Origin of the sequence: Methylobacterium durans (assembly GCF_003173715.1) — a bacterium.
Taxonomy (GTDB): Bacteria; Pseudomonadota; Alphaproteobacteria; order Rhizobiales; family Beijerinckiaceae; genus Methylobacterium; species Methylobacterium durans.
The window spans coordinates 2,614,166-2,632,807 of sequence record NZ_CP029550.1 but is presented as its reverse complement, the minus strand read 5'-3'; the positions used below and the strand labels follow the sequence as shown (position 1 = coordinate 2,632,807).

Genomic DNA, 18,642 nt, shown 5'->3' with positions numbered 1-18,642 from the left:
TACCGGCTGCGCGTCAGCGCAGATCTTCGTGCCACGTGCGCCCGTCGCGCTCGATCAGGGCGATCGCCGCGGTCGGCCCCCAGGAGCCGGCGGCGTAGGGGCGCGGCGCCTCGGGCCGGTCGGCCCAGGCCTTCAGCAGCGAATCCGCCCAGGCCCAGGCGACCTCGACCTCGTCGCGGCGCATGAACAGGGTCGGGTTGCCGCGCACCACGTCCATCAGCAGGCGCTCGTAGGCGTCGGGGTAGCGCTGCTTGAAGGTCTCCTCGAAGGAGATGTCGAGGGCGGTCGGCCGCAGGCGCATGCCGCCGGGGCCGGGATCCTTCGTCATCACCTCGAGCTTCATGCCCTCCTGCGGCTGCAGGCGGATGACGAGGCGGTTCGGCTCGCGCCCGAAGGCTTCCTCGGGGAAGATCGAGAAGGGCGAGGCGCGGAACTGCACCACGATCTCGGACATCTTCTGCGGCAGCCGCTTGCCGGTGCGAAGGTAGAAGGGCACGCCGGCCCAGCGCCAGGATTGCACTTCGAGCTTGAGCGCCACGAAGGTCTCGGTGCGGCTCTGCGAGCCGGGGCCGAGGTCGGCGAGGTAGCCCTCCACCGGCCTGCCTTCGACGGCGCCCGCCGCGTACTGGCCGCGCACGGTGACGTGCTGCACGTCGTTGACCGTGATCGGCTTGAGCGCCCGCAGAACCTTCAGCTTCTCATCGCGCACGGAGTTCGCGTCGAGGTTGAGCGGGCTCTCCATCGCGGTGAGGCAGAGGAGTTGCAGGAGGTGGTTCTGCACCATGTCCCGCAGGGCGCCGGAGGTGTCGTAATATCCGGCGCGGCCCTCGACGCCGACGGTCTCGCCGACCGTGATCTGGACGTGGTCGATCACGTCGGCGGTCCAGAGCCGCTCGAAGATCGTGTTGGCGAAGCGCAGCGCCAGCAGGTTCTGGACCGTCTCCTTGCCGAGATAATGGTCGATCCGGAAGATCTGCTCCTCGGGGAAGACCTCGCCGACCGCGTCGTTGATGGCGCGGGCGGATTTCAGGTCCTTGCCGATCGGCTTCTCCAGGACGACGCGGCTCTTCTCGCCGATGAGCCCGTGGCGGGCGAGGTTCCGGCAGATCGCGCCGTAGAGGTCGGGCGAGGTGGCGAGGTAATAGGGCCGCACCTGATCCGGGCGCTCGGCGAGCTTTACCGCGAGATCCTCCCAGCCGTCCTCGCCCGCGCCGTCGACCGCGACGTAGTCGAGATGGTCGACGAAGGCCGAGAGCGCCTCCTCGGAGAGGTCGTGGCCTGGCACGAAGCGCTTGAGGGCGTCCCGCGCCCGCTCGCGGAACTGGTCTCCCGTGATCTCCGAGCGGGAGGCGCCGATGATGCGGCTCGTCGGCGGGATCTGCCCGTCCTTGTAGCGGTAATAGAGGGCCGGCAGGAGCTTGCGGGTGGTGAGGTCTCCCGTGGCGCCGAAGACGACGCAGTCGAAGGAAGCGACGGGGATGATCGTGGCCAAGGGCGGCTCCCGTGTTCGTGCGGCCACCGGGGCGGAGGGCAGGGCTCGCGGCCCGCGCCCCCTGCCCGGCGGCGACCCGGATTATACCCCTCGCAAGAGGTTCGCCAGCCGGGGCCGTCTCACGAGGGCGACACCGGGCTCACGCGGGCCGCCGGGCCCCGAGGCCGGCGGGCCGCGTGAGCCCGGCGATGCCGGTGAGCACGACGAGGAGAATGAAGGCCGGCATCGCCATGGTCACGGGGTCGCCCGCCCGCAGGTGGCTTCCCACCGCGCCGAGCATGATCACGGCGAGGAGCGCCGCGCCGAGGGCGGCCGTGCCGCGCATCGCGAGGAGCAGTGCGCCGACGACCTGGAGGGCGCCCACCACGTACATGAACCAGAGGGCGTAGCCGAAGCGCTCGAATCCCGCGACCTCGAACGCGGTGCCCGCGAACTTCATCCCCGCCGCGACGAGGAAGAAGAGGGCGATGAGGATCCGCAGGATCTGCCCCGCGGTTCCCGTGCTCACGCCTGTCGTCATGTTCGGTCCCGCCACTCGCAAGAGCGCGGCCGGAGATCGGCCGCGGGCGGGACGATTAGGTGAGGGCCATGTCCGGGCGATTGCGCGAAATGTTGCGTGGGCCGTGCGGCTCGTGCCGGACACGCCCCTTCAGCCCGCCATGTGCCGCCTGAACGCCTCGGCGTGATCCGGGTGCCAGCGCGACAGCGCCGGACGGTTCTCGATGATGTCGCCGGCCGCCCAGGCGATGCGGCGCTCGTCCTGCGCCCGCGAGGTCTCGTTGTCGGGGCAGAGGATGTAGAAATCGTCCAACCGCTCCAGCAGGAAGGCGATCGTCTCCTCCGGCGTCCAGGCGCCCTCCGGCTTCTCGGCGACCCCGCGGGCCCTGGCGAGGCCCGTATAGACGAAGCCCGGGATGAAGAGATGCGCGCTGACGGGGCAGCCCGCGCGCCCGCGCAGGTCGTGGGCGAGCGCCTCGGTGACGACCTTCACGCCCGCCTTCGAGACGTTGTAGGGCGTGTTGCCAGGCGGCGTGGTGATGCCCTGCTTCGAGCCCGTGACGATGACGGCGCCGGGCCGGCCCGCCTCGATCATGCCCGGCACGAAGGCGCCGATGCCGTTGACCACGCCCCAGAGGTTGGTGTCGAGGATGCGGTGCCAGAGGTCGAGGTCGGAGAAGAGCGTGCCGCCGCCCTCGATGCCGGCATTCAGCATCAGCACGGCCGGAGGGCCGCCCTGCGCGAGCATGGCCTCGCGCAGGGCGGCCACGGCCTCGCGGCTCCCGACATCGGTCGGCACCGCCCGCACCTCGACGGCCGCGAGGGCCGCGACCTCGGCGCGCGCGGCCTCCAGCGCCTCGCCCGGCAGGTCCGCGAGCCAGACGTTCATGCCCAGGCCGGCGAAGGCCCTGGCGGCGGCGAGCCCGAGGCCGCTCGCGGCGCCGGTCACGAGGGCGGCGCGGCCGGGGCTGAGGGCGGGATGCTGGGGCATGGGGACGGTCTCCGGTCGCGCTGAAGCCGCCGTGAGGGTGGGGCGTGCAGACGCGTTGTCGAGGGGATGCTCGCACGCCGCACGCGGTCGTGCTTACAATGTCTCTCCGCCTTTCCTCCTCCCGGACCGATCCTGTGCGCATCCCTGACCCGAGCCGGCGCGCGGTGATCGCCGGGCTCGCCGGTACCATCGCGGCGCCCGCCCAGGCCGGCGCAGGGCGGGGCTCGTGGTCGGCCGACAGCCTCCACGCGGCCGCCGCCCGCACCGGCCTCGCCTACGGCACCGCGGTTCCGGTCGAGCGGATGCAGGACCGGGCCTACCTCGCGGTCGTCGCCCGCGAGTGCGGCATCCTCGTCCCCAACACCCAGACGAAGATGCTGAGCATCCTCACTGCTCCGGGCGTCGAGGATTTCTCCGAAACCGACAAGGTGCTGCGGCTCGCCCGGGCCAACGGGCAGCGCCTGCGCGGGCACACCCTGGTCTGGCACGACGGCATCCCAGCCTGGGCGCAGCCGCTCATCGCCCGCGCCAGCGCCTACCAGGCGGAGAGCTTCCTGCGGCGCTGGATCGGCGCCGTGGCGGGCCATTGCCGCGGCCGGATCGAGGCCTGGGACGTGATCAACGAGGTGCTGGCGCAGGGCGAGATCCGCCGCGCCGACGGCCTGCGCGAGACGCCCTGGCTCGCCGCCCTCGGGCCCGACTACATCGACCTCGCCTTCCGGATCCTGCACGAGGTCGATCCGAAGGCCGCGGGCACTTGGAACGAGGACGCGGTGGAGCAGAGCGTCCCCTGGATGGAGGCGCGCCGCAACCTGGTGCTGCGCCGGATCGAGGGCATGCGCGCCCGCGGCGTGCCGATCCACCGCTTCGGCCTGCAATCGCACCTCGCGAGCCCGATCCCGATCGACGAGCGGCAATTGCGGCGCTTCCTGCGCGAGCTCGGCCAGATGGGGCTCGGCATCGAGATCACCGAGCTCGACTTCGACGACCGCGCCTTCCCCGCCGACATCGCGACCCGCGACCGGATGGTGGCGGATTACGCCCGGCGCTACCTCGACGTGGTGCTCGACGAGCCGGCCGTGCTCAACATCCTGACCTGGGATTTCTACGACCCCGCCACCTGGCTCAACCGTCACCCCGACCGCCGCCGCCCGGACGGGCTGCCGCAGCGGGCGCTGCCCTTCGACGCCGCCTACCGCCGCAAGCCGCTCTGGCACGCGATGCACAGGGCCTTCGCGGCCGCGCCGGATCATGGGGCGGCCCGTGAGCGCCTGCGCCGGGTGTGAGTCACCGCACCTGTCACCGAAGCTCGACGCGTTGTCCCGTCGCCGTTCAGGGGAATGGTAACCATCCCCGCCCATGATCCCGCGCACGCACCTCCGAAAGGCCCGCGATGCGCTCGCGTCTGTTCCCGTCCCCCTTCCGCCTGCGCGCGGGCCTCTCGCCGCTGGCGCTGATCGCGGCGCTCGGCACCGCCGCCGCGCAGACGCCGCCGATCGCGCCGCAGCCCGCGGCGGAGCCGCCCGCCGCCGCGGCGGCGCCCGCGCCGCCCGCCCCGTCCCTGCCCGCCCCGCCCGCGCAACCGCTGGCGGAGTCACCCGCACCCGCTGCGCCGGCGAAGAAATCCCGCGAGCCGGCGCCGCTCGTCTACGCCCGCGTCTCCGAGGATCCGGTGCCGACGCTCGCGCCCTCGACCTTCCTCGACACGCTCCGCATGGCCGAGCGATACCAGGCCTATGCCGAGGCGGGCGGCTGGGAGAGCCTCGCGGCGGATCTCGTGCTGAAGCCGGGCGCCCAGAGCCCGTCCGTGCCGAGCCTGCGCCACCACCTGACGCTCACCGGCGACCTGCCCGCGGACGCGACCCCGAGCGACCGGCACGACGCGGCGCTGGTCGCCGCCGTCAAATCCTTCCAGGCCCGCCACGGCCTGCCCGAGACCGGAATCGTCGCCCGCCAGACGGTGGCGGCGCTCAACGTGCCGGCCGCCGTCCGCCAGCGCCAGCTCGCGGCCTCCGCCGCCCGCCTGATGGGCTCGAACTTCCCCTTCGGCGAGCGCTACGTCACCGTGAACATCCCCTCCGCCACCGTCGAGGCGGTGGAGAAGGGCGCGGTCGCCCGCCGCTACGTCGCGGTGGTCGGCTCCACCGACAAGCCGACGCCCGCCGTCGAGACGCGCATCACCGACGTCAATCTCAATCCGACCTGGACGGTCCCGGTCTCGGTGGTGAGGAACGAGATCATCCCGAAGATGCGCAAGGATCCGACTTGGCTCGCCAAGAACCGGATCCGCATCCTCGGACCGGGCGGCATCGAGGTGGACCCGACCACGGTCGACTGGAAGACGGAGCGGGCGGTGAACTACACGCTGCGCCAGGATTCCGGCCTCGACAACTCGCTGGGCCAAGTGCGCATCGACATGCCGAACCGCCACGCGGTCTACATGCACGACACGCCCTCGAAGTCGCTCTTCGCTCGCTCGGTGCGATTCCACTCGCACGGCTGCGTGCGCGTCGGCCAGGTTAAGGAATTCGCGGGCTGGCTCCTCGCGAGCACGCCGGGGCCGAACGGGCCCGGCACCGCCTGGGGCCCGATGGAGATCGAGACCGGGATCGCCATGGGTGATCGCCGGGACATCAAGCTGACGAAGCCGGTCCCCGTCACCTTCGTGTATCTCACGGGCTACGCCACCCCGGACGGGCGGGCGCATTTCCGCGACGACATCTACGGGCTTGATACGCCGAGCGCCGCACCCGCACCGTCCGCCGCAGCGCCCGAGCCGCAGACCACCGGATCGATTCCGGCCCGGCCCGCCGCCCCGAAGCCGCCCCGCACCGAACCCGTGCCGAGCGCCGCTCCGAAGCCCGAGGCCCGCAAGCCGATCCCGCCCACCGCGGCGGCACCCAGGGCAATCGCCCGCGAGCCGGTGCTGCTGCCCCCGGGCCTCGTGGGCCCGCGGGCCTGAGCGCCGGCGTCCAGACCGGCGCCCTGTCCACGCGGATACCCCGCCCGTGAATGCCCGGTCGGACCGATGCCGGGGCCGGTGCCGGGGCTTCCGGACCCGCGCCCGCCTGGCCTTTCCGGGTTCGCTCTGCCAAGCTCGCGGCCCGGTTCGGGGGCGGCCTCACATGACGCGGCGGGACAGCAGGACTTTCGGCATCCGTCTCGGCGCGAGCCTGATCGCCGGCCTGCTGGCCCTCGGTCCAGCGGCAGCGCAGGCGCCCCCGCCGCCCGCCCGGCCGAAGCCCCCACCGCCCCGGCGCCCGCAGCGCCCGACCCGGGCTTCGAGGCGGCCAAAGCCGCTTTCGAGGCGCTGCCGGAGGCGGAGCGCAAGGGGCTGCAGGACGCCCTCGTCTGGACCGGCGACTACAACAGCGTGATCACCGGTACGTTCGGGCGCCGCACCTTCGAGGCGCTCGCGAGCTTCCGGACCCGGGCCGGTGCGGGAACCGAGGACCCGCTCGCGCCGCGCCTGCGCACCGCGATCCTCGCGGGCGGCGAGGCGGCGCGGAAAGCCGCCCGCTTCACCGTCAAGCCCGATCCGGCGAGCGGGGCGGTGCTCGGCGTGCCGGAGCGGCTGCTGACGAAGCGCACTGCCATTCCCGGCGGCAGCCGCTGGCAGAGCGCGGACGGGCGCGTGACGCTGGAAAGCCGCTCGTTCAAGCCTGGGGAGACGGGCCTCGACGTCCTGTTCGAGCGTGCCACCAATCCGGGGCCGGACCGCAAGATCACCTACAAGCTGAAGCGGCCGGACTTCGTCGTCGTGACCGGCGAGACGGGAGCGGGCCGGTCCTACATCCGCTACGCCGCGGGGGAGGCCGGCATCCGCGGCTTCACGATCGGCTACGACAAGGCACTGGCGGGCGAGGTGGACCGGCTCGTGATCGCGATCGCCAACGCCTTCCTCCCGTTTCCGGAGGCCGCGCCCGCCGTCGCGGCGGCTCCAATCCCCCCACCTCCTGTGCCGATCCGGGAGGCGCCGCCGGCCGCCGCGACGCCGTCGATCGCGGCAACGGGCCTCGCCGTCGCGCCCGGGCGCGTGCTCACGGCCTCGGCCGCGCTCGAGGGCTGCGCGGCGCCGCGGATCGGTGGGGCGGCCGCGCGCGTCCTCAGGAGCGATCCGGCCCGCGGCCTCGCCCTCCTCGAAGCCCCGTCCGCTCCGGGCTCCGTCCTGCCCTCGCCCCGCCCGGACCCGGCCGGGCCGGACGACGCGCTCGGCGTGATCGGCGCAGGCGCGGGCGGCACCACCCTGGCGCCGGGCACGGGCAGCCCTGCTGGCGGCGTGGTCGCGCCGCTGCAGCCGGGGGCTGCGGGAGCCCCCGCGATCGACCGGGCCGGGCGGCTCGCGGGCATCGTCGCCCGCTTCCCCGCGGCGCCGCGTCTCGTCGCCGGGGTCGCGCCGCCGATGAGCTATCCCCTGATCGCGGGGCCGGCTGTCGCCGCGTTCCTCGCCGAGACCGGCCTTCGGCCGGGCGCCAGGCAGGACGGCGCGGCGGCGAGCCTGGGCCAAGCCGCCGCGCCCGTGGCGAGCGCGATCGTCGCGATCACCTGCCCGCGCTGAGCCGCGCCGTCAGACCCGGCCGGTGACAAGGAGCACGATGAGGATGATGACGAGCAGGCCGCCGAGGCCGAAGCTCGGGCCCCGATAGGCCCCGCCGCCGAGGAAGTTGCCGCCGCCGAGGACGATCAGGATCAGGATGATGAGGAGGATGGTGGTCAGCGTCATGAGGGCGGTCTCCGCAGCACGCAGGGCGCGAGCTTGACCGTTCCAACGTCGCAGGGATGAATTCTGTTCAAGCTTCGTGCGAAGGCTCAACAGAAATCGTATTTTCAGTTCAGGCGCGCCAGTCCGGCAAGGGGTCGGTGGGGGCCGAGAGCCAGCCCGGCACCGGCAGGCCGCGCTCCGTGAGGAAAGCCGGGTTGAACAGCTTCGAGGCGTAGCGGGCCGCGCCATCGCACAGGATGGTCGCGATGGTGTGGCCGGGCCCGAGTTCGCGGGCGAGCCGGATCGCGCCGGCCACGTTGATGCCGGACGAGCCGCCGAGCGACAGGCCCTCCTCGCGCATCAGCCGGAACACGATGTCGAGGGCCTCCCCATCCGGGATGCGGAAGGAGTGGTCGGGCCGGAAGCCTTCAAGGTTGCCGGTCACCCGGCCCTGGCCGATCCCTTCGGTGATCGAGGAGCCCTCCGCCTTGAGGGTTCCGGTCGTGTAATAGGCGTGGAGCGCCGAGCCCTCGGGGTCCGAGAGGGCGATCCGGACGCCCGGATCGCGTGCCCGCAGCGCCTCGGCGACGCCGGCGAGCGTCCCGCCGGTGCCGGCCGCGCAGACGAAGCCGTCGATGCGCCCGCCCGTCTCCGCGAAGATCTCGGGGCCGGTGCCCTCGACATGGGCGCGGCGGTTGGCGACGTTGTCGAACTGATCGGCGAAGAAGGCGCCGGCCGCCTCCGTCGCGGCGAGCCGCTCGGCGAGGCGGCGGGCGACATGGACGTAGTTGTTCGGGTTAGCGAAGGGCACGGCCGGCACCTCGACGAGGCGGGCGCCCGCGAGCCGCAGGGTCTGCTTCTTCTCCTCCGACTGGGTCTCGGGGATGACGATGAGCGTCCGGTAGCCGCGCACGCTCGCCACGAGGGCGAGCCCGATGCCGGTGTTGCCCGCCGTGCCCTCCACGATGGTGCCGCCGGGCCGGATCAGCCCGCGCGCCTCCGCATCCTGGACGATGGCGAGGGCCGCCCGGTCCTTCACCGAGAGACCGGGATTCAGGAATTCCGCCTTGCCGAGGATCGTGCAGCCGGTCTCCTCCGAGGCGCGGCGCAGGCGGATGAGCGGCGTGGCGCCGATGGCGGCGAGGACGTCGGGACGGGGATGGGTCAGGCTCGTGCTCATGGACGCTTTTTCGGGCGGCGCGGCATGGGGTTCAAGCCGGCACCTGTTCGGTACGAAGGCGTCTTTGCCGGATGAGCCGCGGATCCCCAACCCTTCGGAGAGGGGACCGGCGCCTCACGGGGACCGGCCTGTGCCGCTCAGGCGAACACATAGCCTCCGTTGATGCGCAGGCCGACCGCGCGGCCCGCGGCGTAGCGGTCGCCGTCGAAATCCTCGACCACGACGAGGCGCCCGTCCGGCCGCTCGACCTCGACGCGCTGGCGGCCCTGGCTGCGGTGGGAGGCGCGCACCGTGCCGGAGAGTTGGGCCTCGGCCGGCTCGACGAACTGGAGCTGCCACGGCCGCACGTAGAGGCGCGCCGGGCCGATCACCCCGCGGGGCGCGGTGACCGGCGTCGGGCGCCCGTCGACGAGGACCCGCTCGCCCTCGACGATCGCCTCGAACTCGACCGCGTCGCCCAGGAACTTCAGCACCGTGGCCGAGGCCGGCCGGTCCTGCACCTCGTCGGGCGTGCCGACCTGCTCCAGGCGGCCCTTGTCGAGGACGGCGACCCGGTCGGAGAGCTCCAGGGCCTCGTCCTGGTCGTGGGTGACGAAGATCGTGGTCTGGCCGGTGCGGTCGTGGATCTCGCGCAGCCAGCGGCGCAGGTCCTTGCGCACCTGCGCGTCGAGCGCCCCGAAGGGCTCGTCGAGGAGCAGCACCCTGGGCTCGACGGCGAGGGCGCGGGCCAGCGCGATGCGCTGGCGCTGGCCGCCCGAGAGCTGGGACGGGTAGCGGTCGGCGAAGCCCGACAGCTTGATCAGGTCGAGGAGGTCGCCGACGCGGCGGCGGATCTCGGCCTTGCCCGGCCGGTCCGCGCGCTTCCGGGCGTTGAGCCCGTAGGCGATGTTGTCGGCCACGCTCATGTGCTTGAACAGGGCGTAGTGCTGGAACACGAAGCCCACCGCCCGCTGCTGCACCGGCAGGCCGGTGGCGTCGTCGCCCCCGAACAGGACGCGGCCGCGATCGGGGAAGTCGAGCCCGGCGATGATGCGCAACAGCGTCGTCTTGCCCGAGCCCGAGGGGCCGAGGAGGCCGAGCAATTCGCCCGCCCGCACGTCGAGATGGAAGTCGTGCAGGACGGCCGCCGTGTCGAAGGTCTTCGACAGGCCCTCGACCCGGATCGCCGTGGAGCCGGACCGGTCGGCCGCGCCGCTAGTGCCGGGCGCCGGCCGCGAGGTCCCCGGCGTAGCGCCATTCCAGGACGGACTTGATGACGAGAGTGACGAGGGCGAGCCCGGCGAGGAGGGAGGCGACGGCGAACGCGCCAACGAAATTGTATTCATTGTAGAGGATCTCCACGTGGAGCGGGAGCGTGTTGGTCAATCCGCGGATATGGCCGGACACCACCGAGACGGCGCCGAACTCGCCCATCGCGCGGGCATTGCAGAGGAGGACGCTGTAGAGGAGGCCCCAGCGGATGTTGGGCAGCGTCACCGTCCGGAAGGCGTGCCAGCCGGAGGCCCCGAGGGTGAGGGCCGCCTCCTCCTCGGCCGTGCCCTGCTCCTGCATGAGCGGGATCAGCTCGCGGGCGATGAAGGGGAAGGTCACGAAGATCGTGGCGAGTACGATGCCCGGAACCGCGAAGATGATCTGGATGCCGTGCTCGATGAAGAACGCCCCGAACAGCCCCTGCGAGCCGAAGACGAGCACGTAGATCATCCCCGAGACGACCGGCGACACCGAGAAGGGCAGGTCGATCAGCGTGATCAGCACGCTCTTGCCGGGGAACTCGAACTTGGCGATGGCCCAGGCCGCCGCCACCCCGAAGACGAGGTTGAAGGGCACGCTGATCGCCGCGACCGTGAGCGTCAGGCGGATCGCGGATCGCGCGTCGGGCTCCGCGAAGGCGTCGAAATAGGCCGCCCAGCCGCGGGCCAGCGCCTGCGCGAAGACGGTGAGCAGCGGCAGCACCAGGAACAGCGCGAGGAACACGATCGCGATGCCGGTGAGCAGCCAGCGCACGCTCCGCCCCTCGGAGGTGACGCTGCGCGGACGGGGCGCCGCCTCCCTCGTCTTGAGCGCGATGCCCTCAGACATAGCCGAACCTCCGCCGGCTCCAGGCCTGGATCAGGTTGATGGCGAGCAGCGTCAGGAACGAGATCCCGAGCATGATCGTGGCGATGGCCGCCGCCCCCGCGTAGTCGAACTCGGAGAGCTTGATGACGATGAGGAGCGGCGCGATCTCGGAGACGAAGGGGAGGTTCCCCGCGATGAAGATGATCGAGCCGTACTCGCCCACGCCGCGGGCGAAGGCGAGCGCGAAGCCCGTCAGCACCGCGGGGATGAGGGGCGGCAGCACCACGCGGGCCAGGGTCATCAGGCGGGTCGCGCCGAGGGTGGCGGACGCCTCCTCCACCTCCTTGTCGATCTCGGCGATCAGCGGCTGCACCGTGCGCACGGCAAACGGCAGGCCGATGAACACCATGGCGATGAAGATGCCCAGCGGCGTGTAGGCGGCCTGGATGCCGACCTTGGCGAGTTCCGCGCCGACGAGCCCGTTCGGGGCGTAGAGGGAGGCCAGCGCGATGCCGGCCACCGCTGTCGGCAGGGCGAAGGGCAGGTCGACGGCCGCGTCGACGATCCGGCGGCCGGGGAACTCGTAGCGGGTCAGCACCCAGGCGACGACGAAGCCGAACACCGAGGCCGTGAGCGCGGCCGCGAGCGACACCCCGAAGCTGAGCCGCAGCGCGCTCGCCACCCGCGGGTCGCGGGCGACCTCCCAGATGCCGGACAGGCCGAGGCCGGAAGCCTTCGCCACCAGGGCGGCCAGCGGCAGCAGCACGACGAGGCTGAGGCAGGTGAGCGCGTAGCCCAGCGTGAGCCCGAAGCCCGGGATCACGCTGGGGCGGCGGAAGAGGAACCGCCGAGGTGGCGTCGCGACCATGGGAAGACCCTCAGCGCCCGGCTTTGCTCAGTTGGTCGAACAGCCCGCCGTTGTCGAAGTTCTTCTTCTGGATGTCGTCCCAGTTGCCCTGCAGATCCTCGATCTTGAAGAGCTTAACGTCCGGCAGGAAGGCGAGATCCGCCTTGTTGGCCGCCTCGCGCTTGAGCGGACGGTAGCGGTGCTTGGCGAAGATCGCCTGAGCCTTGTCCGAGTAGAGAAAGGCGAGATAGGCCTCGGCCTGCTTGCGGGTGCCCTTGCGGTCGACGTTGGCGTCGACGAGGGCAACCGGCGGCTCGGCGTAGATCGACGTCGGTGGCACCACGATGTCGAACTTGTCGGCGCCGAATTCCTGCAGGACGAGAAAGGCCTCGTTCTCCCAGGTCGGCAGCACGTCGCCCAGGCCCCGCTGGGCGAAGGTGACGGTGGAGCCCCGCGCGCCCGTGTCGAGGATGGGCACGTTCTTGTAGATCTGGCCCACGAAGGCGTTGGCCTTCTCGGCATCCTTGTCCTGGTTGTAGGCGTAGCCCCAGGCGGCGAGGAAGTTCCAGCGCCCGCCGGCCGAGGTCTTCGGGTTCGGGGTGATCACCTTCACGTCGGGCTTGCCGAGGTCGTTCCAGTCCTTCACGCCCTTCGGGTTGCCCTTGCGGACGAGGAACACCACCGTCGAGGTGTAGGGCAGGCCCTGGTTCGGCTGCTTGTCGCGCCAATCGGCCGAAATCTTCTTGGTGAGCTTGACGATGGCGTCGATGTCGGAGGGGATGCCGAGCGTCACGACGTCGGCATCGACCCCGTCGATCACCGTGCGGGCCTGCGAACCGGAGCCCCCGTGCGAGGCGCGCACCGTGATGGTCTCGCCGGTCTTGGCCTTCCACTCCTCCGTGAAAGCCGCGTTGACCTCCCGGTAGAGTTCCCGGGTCGGGTCGTAGGAGACGTTGAGGAGCGCCGTCTCGGCGGCGAGGGCCGGAGACGCGAGGCCGAGCGCCGGTGCTAGGCAGGCCGCGAGCAGCAGGCTGCGGAGGCGGTAGGCCGGGCGGGTGGCTCTCGTCACAGGCGTCTGCATGGTTCGTCCTTCGGATACGGCCGAGGCAGCGGGACTACGTGGAGGGGATCCGATCGCTGCACCGCACGGCACGACCCAGCTTGTCGTTCGTTTTATCGAACATTGTCAAGCCACCACTACGCCGTGCCCGGCGACGAAACTTCCCTATGGAAGAGCATAGCAGAGGGCGTGAGAAGGATTTTTCTTTTCAAACGGTCCGTGAGAGAACGAGTTTGTCGCCGGACTGGCGTTCTCTAGAAAGAACAGATCGGTCGATCTGCGTGCTATGCCCCGGGCCCAAGCCTAAAATCGTCCTCCCACGCCGGGGCCCGGCCCGAAGCGGCCGCGTACCGGCGCCCGAGTCGGCGCATGGCGGGAGGATCGACGGGATGGCCGAGGCGGGAAGCGCATCGCGCTGCAGCGCGATCGACGCGCGCCCTGCCGGGTCGCCGTCGGCGCCAGATCCCGCAGGGGCGGCGGGACTCCTCAGGGCGCGGAACCCGGTTTGCGGGATGTTCTCTCGGGTTCGGCGGGCGCGGAGCCGGGCTCAGGCCCGCAGGTAGCCCGCCTCTCGCAGCGCAGTCTCGACGGCCTCGAACAGGCTCTCGTTCATCGCGTCCGGCGCGATGTCGTCTGGGCCGGCGCGATCCGCTGGATCGTCCGCATCCGGACTCGCCGCGCCGAGCGGCAGGAGGCCGGTGCGAAGAGCACCGAGGCCGAAGATGCTGGAGGCCGCACTCAGCGCCTCGCCGATCGACACCAACGCCATCGCTCCCTCCGCCGGTCAGGGCTCCATCGCGCGCCGAATGAACGAATCCTTAATCACACTGTCTCGGTTCGGAGCGTGAGGCAAGCACGCGGAGGGAGGCGTGGCCCGCGCGCATCGCCGTCAACCTTATCGCGCGCGACATGGGGGAAATCCGGTCGGTGTGGGCGCTTCGTGAACCGGTTGCCTCTACAAGCACGGTGCGCCGTACGGTGCCGTACACCTCTTCAGCCAGCCTTCACCTGAGCCCCAGACGCCATGACCGTGATCGCCCTCGTCCTCGCCGGCAATCTCATGCTCGCCGGCCTGTTCTCCCTCGTCGCCGTCGCGCTGGATTGAGGCGCGCGGCGCGCTGGATCGAGGCACGCGGCGCGCTCCAGGCGCGGTCGCACGCCGCGATGCCTGGCCTGTGGGAATGGATCGCCCGAAACGTCCGGGCCGCCGCCTCAGGACCGCCCCAGCAATCGGGCGAGGACGGCTTCGAGGCGCGGGCCAACCGGCGCCTTGAGCGCGTCCGCGTAGAAGGATTGCAGGCTCTGGCCGAGATGGCGGCGCACGCTGTCGCTCAGCGTGGGCCCGCGCATGTCGGCGTCGGGCTTCCGATCCGTCCGCATCTTGAGCATGGCCCCGGCCCGTCCTGCACACCCACGACGCCCCAGGCTGCCCTGCACATGGTTAAGAGATCGTAACCAGACAGGAGCGAATCCGCCGGGCTCGGATCACGATCCGACCATTTACTGTATTCGTCGGCATCCTCACCTCTTCACCATATTCCGCCGATCAGCTTGAAGCAGAAATATCGCGAGACTATCCTCCTGATATAGAACTTTCGAGGATCTCAGGATGTCGGCACGGTTAATCATCATCGAGAACATCGAGCAGGTTGCCGCGGAGCAGGAGAAGGCGCTCGCGCCGCTGACCGACGATCTGGTGCTGCTCGAATCCGGCCTCGATTCCCTCTGCTTCGCGATCCTGGTGAGCCGGCTGGAGGACGATCTCGGCGTCGATCCCTTCACGGCGTCGGACGAGATCGAGTTCCCCGTCACCCTCGGCGACTTCGTCGCGCTCTACGAGGCCGCGCGGGTCGATGAAGCGGCCTGACTCGCGCTCGCTGCGCGAGGCGCTGGCGCGGGAGGCTAGCGCCGCGGGGCAATCCCGGATGCTGCATGGGCTCGCGCACGGCGTCGCGCTGCCCGATCTCCTCGACCTGAGCTGTCTGAACGGCGACGTCGGCGGGCAGCGGCTCTTGCTCGTCACAGAGGACCAGTTCCTCGCCGGCCTCGCGCTGATCGCCGTCGACGGCCTCGCCGAGGCGGTCGTGCTGTGCCCGCCCGACCTCGCCGCCGAGCACCTGCCCGTGATCGCGGAGCGCGCGGGCGCGACCTCCATCCTCACCGACCGGCCGCGCTCCGCCCTGCCGGGCCTCGACGCGCTGCCGTTGATCGACTGCGCCTGGCCTCCCGTGCCCGCCGCCCGCGAGCCCGAGTTCGAGCGGGCGACGGAGTGGCTGCTCCTCACCTCCGGCACCACCGGCGTGCCGAAGCTCGTGCGCCACGATCTCGCGGGGCTGACCGCGGCGATCCGGCCGCGGCCCGAGGGGGAGGCGCCGCCGGTCTGGGCGACCTTCTACGACATCCGCCGCTACGGCGGCCTGCAGATCTTCCTGCGCGGTATCCTCGCGGGCGGCTCGCTCATCCTCTCGGGCGGCAGCGCGGAAGCGGTCTCGGACCATCTCGCCCGCCTCGGGCGCCACGGCGTCACCCATGTCTCGGGCACGCCCTCGCACTGGCGGCGCGTGCTGATGAGCCCGGCTCGGGGGCTGATCGACCCCGCCTATCTCCGCCTCTCCGGCGAGATCGCCGACCAAGCGGTGCTCGACGGCCTGCGCGACGCCTATCCCCGCGCCTCGATCGGCCACGCCTACGCCTCGACCGAGGCCGGCGTCGGCTTCGAGGTCACGGACGGGCTCGAGGGCTTCCCCAAGGATTTCGTCGGCCGGCCCGGTGAGGTCGCGATGCGGGTGGTCGACGGGTCGCTGCGCATCCGCTCGCGCCGCACGGCCTCGGGCTATGTCGGCTCGGACGATCTCGCGCTCGCCGACGCGGAGGGCTTCGTCGACACCGGCGACATGGTGGAGGAGCGCGTCGTCGACGGGGCGGCCCGCTACCACTTCGTCGGACGCCGCGGCGGCATCATCAATGTCGGGGGCCTCAAGGTGCATCCGGAGGAGATCGAGGCCGTCATCAACCGGCACGCCCGCGTGCGGATGTCCCTCGTCGAGGGGCGGCGCAACCCGATCACCGGGGCCATCGTCCAGGCGAGCGTCGTGCTCGACGAGGCCGCCGATCCCGCTCCGCCCGAGGAGATCCGTAAGGAGATCCTGGCCGCCTGCCGGGCCGAGCTCAGCCCGCACAAGGTGCCGGCGCTCCTTCGGATCGTGCCCCGCCTCGACGTCACGGCCGCCGGCAAGCTCGCCCGGCGCCCCGCCTGACCCGGAGAGACCGCGATGCCCAACGTCCTCGTCACCGGCGGCAGCCGCGGCCTCGGGCTCGCCATCGCGACCCGGCTCGCCGCCTGCGGCCACGACGTGATCGCGGTGGCGCGGCGGGATTCCGAGGGGCTGCTCGCGGCAGCCGAGGCGGCGCGCGCCGCCGAGACCGGCTCGATCCGTTTCCGCGCGGCCGACCTCTCCGACATCGAGACCCTGCCGGCGCTCGTGCGCGAGACCCGGCGCGAGTTCGGCAAGCTTTACGGTCTCGTGAACAATGCCGGCCTCGGCACCGAGGGGCTGCTCGCCACGATGCAGAACCCGCATATCGAGGCGCTGATCCGGCTCAACACCCTCTCTCCGATCATGCTCACCAAGTTCGTGGTACGGGGCATGATGGCCGATGGCGGCGGGCGCATCGTCAACCTCGCCTCGATCATCGCCGCGACGGGCTATTCCGGTCTCTCGGTCTACGCGGCGACGAAGGCGTCCCTCGTCGGATTCACCAAGTCGCTCGCCCGCGAGGTCGGGCATCTCGGCATCACCGTCAACGCGGTGGCGCCGGGCTTCATCGACACGGAGATGACGGAAGGGCTCGGCGCGGAGGGCCGGGAGCGCATCGTGCGCCGCTCGGCGCTGCGCCGCCTCGCGGGCGCCGAGGACGTCGCCCACGCCGTCGAGTACCTGCTCGGGCCGGGCGGCCGCAACGTCACCGGCACGGTGCTGACGGTGGACGCCGGCAACACCGCCTGAACCGGGATCAGGCGGGCCAGCGCGGCGCCCGCTTCTGCAGGAAGGCGTCGATGCCCTCCGCCGCCTCCTCCATCATCATGTTCCGGGCCATCACATCCGCCGTGTAGGCGTAGGCCTCCTCCAGGCCGAGCTCGCCCTGGCGGGCGTAGGCCGCCTTGCCGAGGGCGACGACCCGGCGCGGCTTCTCCGCGATCACCCGCGCCAACGCGAAGGTGGCCGCCACCAGCTCGTCTCCCGGCACCACCCGGTTGACGAGGCCGATGCGCAGCGCCTCCGCCGCCCCGATCGGCTCGCCGAGGAGCAGCATCTCGAGGGCCGCCTTGCGCGGGACCGCTCGCGACAGTGCCACCATCGGCGTCGAGCAGAACAGGCCGATATCGACGCCGGGCGTGGCGAAGCGCGCGTCCCCGGAGGCCACGGCGAGGTCGCAGGTCGCCACGAGCTGGCAGCCCGCGGCGGTGGCAACGCCGTGCACTTGCGCAATCACAGGCTGCGGCAAGCGGATGATCGCGATCATCATGCGCGAGCACGCTTTGAAGATCGCATCGATGGACTCGTGATCGCGGTCCGACCGCATCTCCTTGAGGTCGTGACCCGCGCAGAAGGCGGGCCCGGCGCCCTTCAGGACGACGACCCGCACCGCCGGATCCGCCCCGATCGCGTCGAGCGCGCCCTGCAGCGCCTCCATCAGGGCCAGCGACAGGGCGTTGCGGGTCGCCCCCCGATTCAGCGTGAGACTCGCGACGCCATCCCGGTCCTCCCGCAGGAGGAGCGGCGCTTCGGGGGAGGCAGCGAGGGCGGCAACCATGCAGACGGCTCCGGGCGGACAGCAACCCGGAGCAGTAGCATGCCCATTCGGCGCTGTCGGCCTCAGCCGACCACCTCCGCAAGCTCCCGCCCGATCATCGCCAGCGCCGGACGCCCGGCGGGAACGAGGCCGCCGAGGCCGTAGAAGAAGTGGATCATCCCCGGGTGGCAGGTGTGGCGGACGGGGACGCCCGCTTCCGTGAGACGGGCGGCGTAGGCCGTGCCGTCGTCCCGGACGATGTCGTGCTCCGCGGTGTGGATGATGGCGGGCGGCAGGCCGGCGAGGGAGGCCGCCCGGAGGGGCGACAGGCGCGGGTCGGAGAGGTCGTGGCCCGTCAATCCCAGGGCATCGATATCGCGGGCGATCGTCGCCGCGTCGAGGAAGTGGCCGCTGGCATAGTCGGTGCGGGAGGCGCCCTCCCCCACCCCGTCGAGGACGGGGCAGAGCAGAACCTGGGCGGCGATGGGTGGCCCGTGCTCCCGCGCCTCCTGGGCGAGGCGCGCCGCGAGCCCGGCTCCGGCCGAATCGCCGCCGAGCGCGAGGCGCGCGGGATCGATGCCGAGGGCCGGGCCTTGCGCGGCGACCCAGGCGAGGCTCGCGCGCGCATCCTCGAGCGCGGCCGGGAAGGGGTGCTCCGGGGCGAGCCTGTAGGCGACCGATACGGTGCGGCATCCGGAAGCCGCCGTCAGCGCCCGGCAGATCCCGTCATGGGTGTCGAGATCGCCCGCGACGAAGCCGCCGCCGTGGAAGAAGAGGAGGCCGGCGCGCGGACGCGCATCCGAACCCGGCGGTGCGTAGAGCCTGGCATGGAGCGGCCCGCCGGGGCTGGGCAGGATGAGGTCGCGGGTCTCGGCCGCCTCGGCGCCGCGGGCGGCGAGCCGGGCGAGATTGCGCAGGGAGACCCGCCGCCCGGCAACCGTCGGCTCGGCCACGCCGCCCAGGGCGATCATGTCGAGGAAGCGCCGGGCGTGCGGATCGAGGGTCATCGGCGGCTCGGTC

Annotated in this window: 19 protein-coding genes; 6 read left to right on the top strand and 13 right to left on the bottom strand. The window is 71.8% G+C overall.

Features of this window, described 5'->3' with window-relative positions:
* Nucleotides 1–13: 13 nt before the first annotated feature.
* The 3 genes from zwf to DK389_RS12025 form a co-directional block, all read right to left on the bottom strand.
* Nucleotides 14–1,492: a glucose-6-phosphate dehydrogenase gene (gene zwf / locus DK389_RS12035; RefSeq protein WP_109889850.1), complete on the bottom strand. Its 1,479-nt coding sequence runs from the start codon at nucleotides 1,490–1,492 to the stop codon at nucleotides 14–16.
* 139 nt (nucleotides 1,493–1,631) lie between these two features.
* Nucleotides 1,632–2,000, bottom strand: a complete 369-nt coding sequence (locus DK389_RS12030) for a DoxX family protein (protein ID WP_335645542.1) — start codon at nucleotides 1,998–2,000, stop codon at nucleotides 1,632–1,634.
* Between the two features lie 141 nt (nucleotides 2,001–2,141).
* Nucleotides 2,142–2,981, bottom strand: a complete 840-nt coding sequence (locus DK389_RS12025; protein WP_109889849.1) for an SDR family NAD(P)-dependent oxidoreductase — start codon at nucleotides 2,979–2,981, stop codon at nucleotides 2,142–2,144.
* Between the two features lie 134 nt (nucleotides 2,982–3,115).
* On the opposite strand from DK389_RS12025, the gene DK389_RS12020 reads away from it, so the two are divergent.
* The 3 genes from DK389_RS12020 to DK389_RS12010 all read left to right on the top strand — a co-directional run bounded on the left by DK389_RS12020 (nucleotide 3,116) and on the right by DK389_RS12010 (nucleotide 7,539).
* Nucleotides 3,116–4,267, top strand: a complete 1,152-nt coding sequence (locus tag DK389_RS12020; RefSeq protein WP_236960824.1) for an endo-1,4-beta-xylanase — start codon at nucleotides 3,116–3,118, stop codon at nucleotides 4,265–4,267.
* A gap of 107 nt (nucleotides 4,268–4,374) precedes the next feature.
* Entirely contained in the window at nucleotides 4,375–5,943 is a 1,569-nt protein-coding gene (locus DK389_RS12015; RefSeq protein ID WP_109889845.1) for a L,D-transpeptidase family protein, read from the top strand.
* Nucleotides 5,944–6,021: 78 nt separating this feature from the next.
* Entirely contained in the window at nucleotides 6,022–7,539 is a 1,518-nt protein-coding gene (locus DK389_RS12010) for a serine protease (protein WP_236960823.1), read from the top strand.
* A gap of 9 nt (nucleotides 7,540–7,548) precedes the next feature.
* Here the strand turns inward: DK389_RS12010 and DK389_RS12005 are convergent, their stop codons facing one another.
* The 8 genes from DK389_RS12005 to DK389_RS33405 all read right to left on the bottom strand — a co-directional run bounded on the left by DK389_RS12005 (nucleotide 7,549) and on the right by DK389_RS33405 (nucleotide 14,217).
* Entirely contained in the window at nucleotides 7,549–7,704 is a 156-nt protein-coding gene (locus DK389_RS12005) for a DUF3309 domain-containing protein (protein WP_109889843.1), read from the bottom strand.
* Nucleotides 7,705–7,813: 109 nt separating this feature from the next.
* Nucleotides 7,814–8,863 carry a cysteine synthase A gene (locus DK389_RS12000; RefSeq protein ID WP_109889842.1) on the bottom strand — a complete coding sequence of 350 codons (1,050 nt, stop codon included), beginning with the start codon at nucleotides 8,861–8,863 and terminating at the stop codon, nucleotides 7,814–7,816.
* 137 nt (nucleotides 8,864–9,000) lie between these two features.
* The gene (locus DK389_RS11995) at nucleotides 9,001–10,026 is read right to left on the bottom strand and encodes a sulfate/molybdate ABC transporter ATP-binding protein (protein ID WP_109896321.1); all 1,026 of its coding nucleotides are present in this window, start codon (nucleotides 10,024–10,026) and stop codon (nucleotides 9,001–9,003) included.
* A gap of 31 nt (nucleotides 10,027–10,057) precedes the next feature.
* A complete protein-coding gene (gene cysW, locus DK389_RS11990; RefSeq protein ID WP_109889840.1) occupies nucleotides 10,058–10,942 on the bottom strand; it encodes a sulfate ABC transporter permease subunit CysW in 885 nt (294 codons plus the stop codon).
* Complete coding sequence (cysT, locus tag DK389_RS11985) at nucleotides 10,935–11,789, bottom strand: sulfate ABC transporter permease subunit CysT (protein ID WP_109889838.1); 855 nt, start codon at nucleotides 11,787–11,789, stop codon at nucleotides 10,935–10,937. Before cysT ends, cysW begins: the two co-directional genes overlap by 8 nt.
* A gap of 10 nt (nucleotides 11,790–11,799) precedes the next feature.
* Nucleotides 11,800–12,849, bottom strand: a complete 1,050-nt coding sequence (locus DK389_RS11980) for a sulfate ABC transporter substrate-binding protein (RefSeq protein ID WP_109889836.1) — start codon at nucleotides 12,847–12,849, stop codon at nucleotides 11,800–11,802.
* Between the two features lie 526 nt (nucleotides 12,850–13,375).
* On the bottom strand, nucleotides 13,376–13,597 hold the full coding sequence (locus DK389_RS11975) for a hypothetical protein (protein WP_109889835.1): 222 nt from the start codon (nucleotides 13,595–13,597) through the stop codon (nucleotides 13,376–13,378).
* Nucleotides 13,598–14,040: 443 nt separating this feature from the next.
* The gene (locus DK389_RS33405) at nucleotides 14,041–14,217 is read right to left on the bottom strand and encodes a hypothetical protein (RefSeq protein WP_194075196.1); all 177 of its coding nucleotides are present in this window, start codon (nucleotides 14,215–14,217) and stop codon (nucleotides 14,041–14,043) included.
* Nucleotides 14,218–14,437: 220 nt separating this feature from the next.
* On the opposite strand from DK389_RS33405, the gene DK389_RS11970 reads away from it, so the two are divergent.
* The 3 genes from DK389_RS11970 to DK389_RS11960 are packed head-to-tail and all read left to right on the top strand — an operon-like array spanning nucleotide 14,438 to nucleotide 16,835.
* Nucleotides 14,438–14,695, top strand: a complete 258-nt coding sequence (locus DK389_RS11970) for a phosphopantetheine-binding protein (protein ID WP_109889833.1) — start codon at nucleotides 14,438–14,440, stop codon at nucleotides 14,693–14,695.
* On the top strand, nucleotides 14,682–16,085 hold the full coding sequence (locus tag DK389_RS11965) for a class I adenylate-forming enzyme family protein (protein ID WP_109889831.1): 1,404 nt from the start codon (nucleotides 14,682–14,684) through the stop codon (nucleotides 16,083–16,085). The genes DK389_RS11970 and DK389_RS11965 overlap by 14 nt, the downstream gene beginning before the upstream one ends.
* Before the next feature lie 15 nt (nucleotides 16,086–16,100).
* Nucleotides 16,101–16,835, top strand: a complete 735-nt coding sequence (locus tag DK389_RS11960) for an SDR family NAD(P)-dependent oxidoreductase (RefSeq protein WP_109889830.1) — start codon at nucleotides 16,101–16,103, stop codon at nucleotides 16,833–16,835.
* Nucleotides 16,836–16,842: 7 nt separating this feature from the next.
* Here the strand turns inward: DK389_RS11960 and DK389_RS11955 are convergent, their stop codons facing one another.
* Both DK389_RS11955 and DK389_RS11950 read right to left on the bottom strand, forming a co-directional pair.
* The gene (locus DK389_RS11955) at nucleotides 16,843–17,643 is read right to left on the bottom strand and encodes an enoyl-CoA hydratase (protein ID WP_109889828.1); all 801 of its coding nucleotides are present in this window, start codon (nucleotides 17,641–17,643) and stop codon (nucleotides 16,843–16,845) included.
* Nucleotides 17,644–17,705: 62 nt separating this feature from the next.
* Nucleotides 17,706–18,629, bottom strand: a complete 924-nt coding sequence (locus DK389_RS11950) for an alpha/beta hydrolase (RefSeq protein ID WP_109889826.1) — start codon at nucleotides 18,627–18,629, stop codon at nucleotides 17,706–17,708.
* Nucleotides 18,630–18,642 lie beyond the last annotated feature (13 nt).

Excerpts from the sequence above, each read along its gene's own strand:
- DK389_RS12025 (WP_109889849.1), bottom strand. The coding sequence starts at position 2,981 with ATGCCCCAGCATCCCGCCCTCAGCCCCGGCCGCGCCGCCCTCGTGACC.
- DK389_RS12015 (WP_109889845.1), top strand. The coding sequence starts at position 4,375 with ATGCGCTCGCGTCTGTTCCCGTCCCCCTTCCGCCTGCGCGCGGGCCTC.
- DK389_RS12005 (WP_109889843.1), bottom strand. The coding sequence starts at position 7,704 with ATGACGCTGACCACCATCCTCCTCATCATCCTGATCCTGATCGTCCTC.
- DK389_RS12000 (WP_109889842.1), bottom strand. The coding sequence starts at position 8,863 with ATGAGCACGAGCCTGACCCATCCCCGTCCCGACGTCCTCGCCGCCATC.
- cysW (WP_109889840.1), bottom strand. The coding sequence starts at position 10,942 with ATGTCTGAGGGCATCGCGCTCAAGACGAGGGAGGCGGCGCCCCGTCCG.
- cysT (WP_109889838.1), bottom strand. The coding sequence starts at position 11,789 with ATGGTCGCGACGCCACCTCGGCGGTTCCTCTTCCGCCGCCCCAGCGTG.
- DK389_RS11980 (WP_109889836.1), bottom strand. The coding sequence starts at position 12,849 with ATGCAGACGCCTGTGACGAGAGCCACCCGCCCGGCCTACCGCCTCCGC.
- DK389_RS11975 (WP_109889835.1), bottom strand. The coding sequence starts at position 13,597 with ATGGCGTTGGTGTCGATCGGCGAGGCGCTGAGTGCGGCCTCCAGCATC.
- DK389_RS33405 (WP_194075196.1), bottom strand. The coding sequence starts at position 14,217 with ATGCTCAAGATGCGGACGGATCGGAAGCCCGACGCCGACATGCGCGGG.
- DK389_RS11970 (WP_109889833.1), top strand. The coding sequence starts at position 14,438 with ATGTCGGCACGGTTAATCATCATCGAGAACATCGAGCAGGTTGCCGCG.
- DK389_RS11965 (WP_109889831.1), top strand. The coding sequence starts at position 14,682 with ATGAAGCGGCCTGACTCGCGCTCGCTGCGCGAGGCGCTGGCGCGGGAG.
- DK389_RS11960 (WP_109889830.1), top strand. The coding sequence starts at position 16,101 with ATGCCCAACGTCCTCGTCACCGGCGGCAGCCGCGGCCTCGGGCTCGCC.
- DK389_RS11955 (WP_109889828.1), bottom strand. The coding sequence starts at position 17,643 with ATGGTTGCCGCCCTCGCTGCCTCCCCCGAAGCGCCGCTCCTCCTGCGG.
- DK389_RS11950 (WP_109889826.1), bottom strand. The coding sequence starts at position 18,629 with ATGACCCTCGATCCGCACGCCCGGCGCTTCCTCGACATGATCGCCCTG.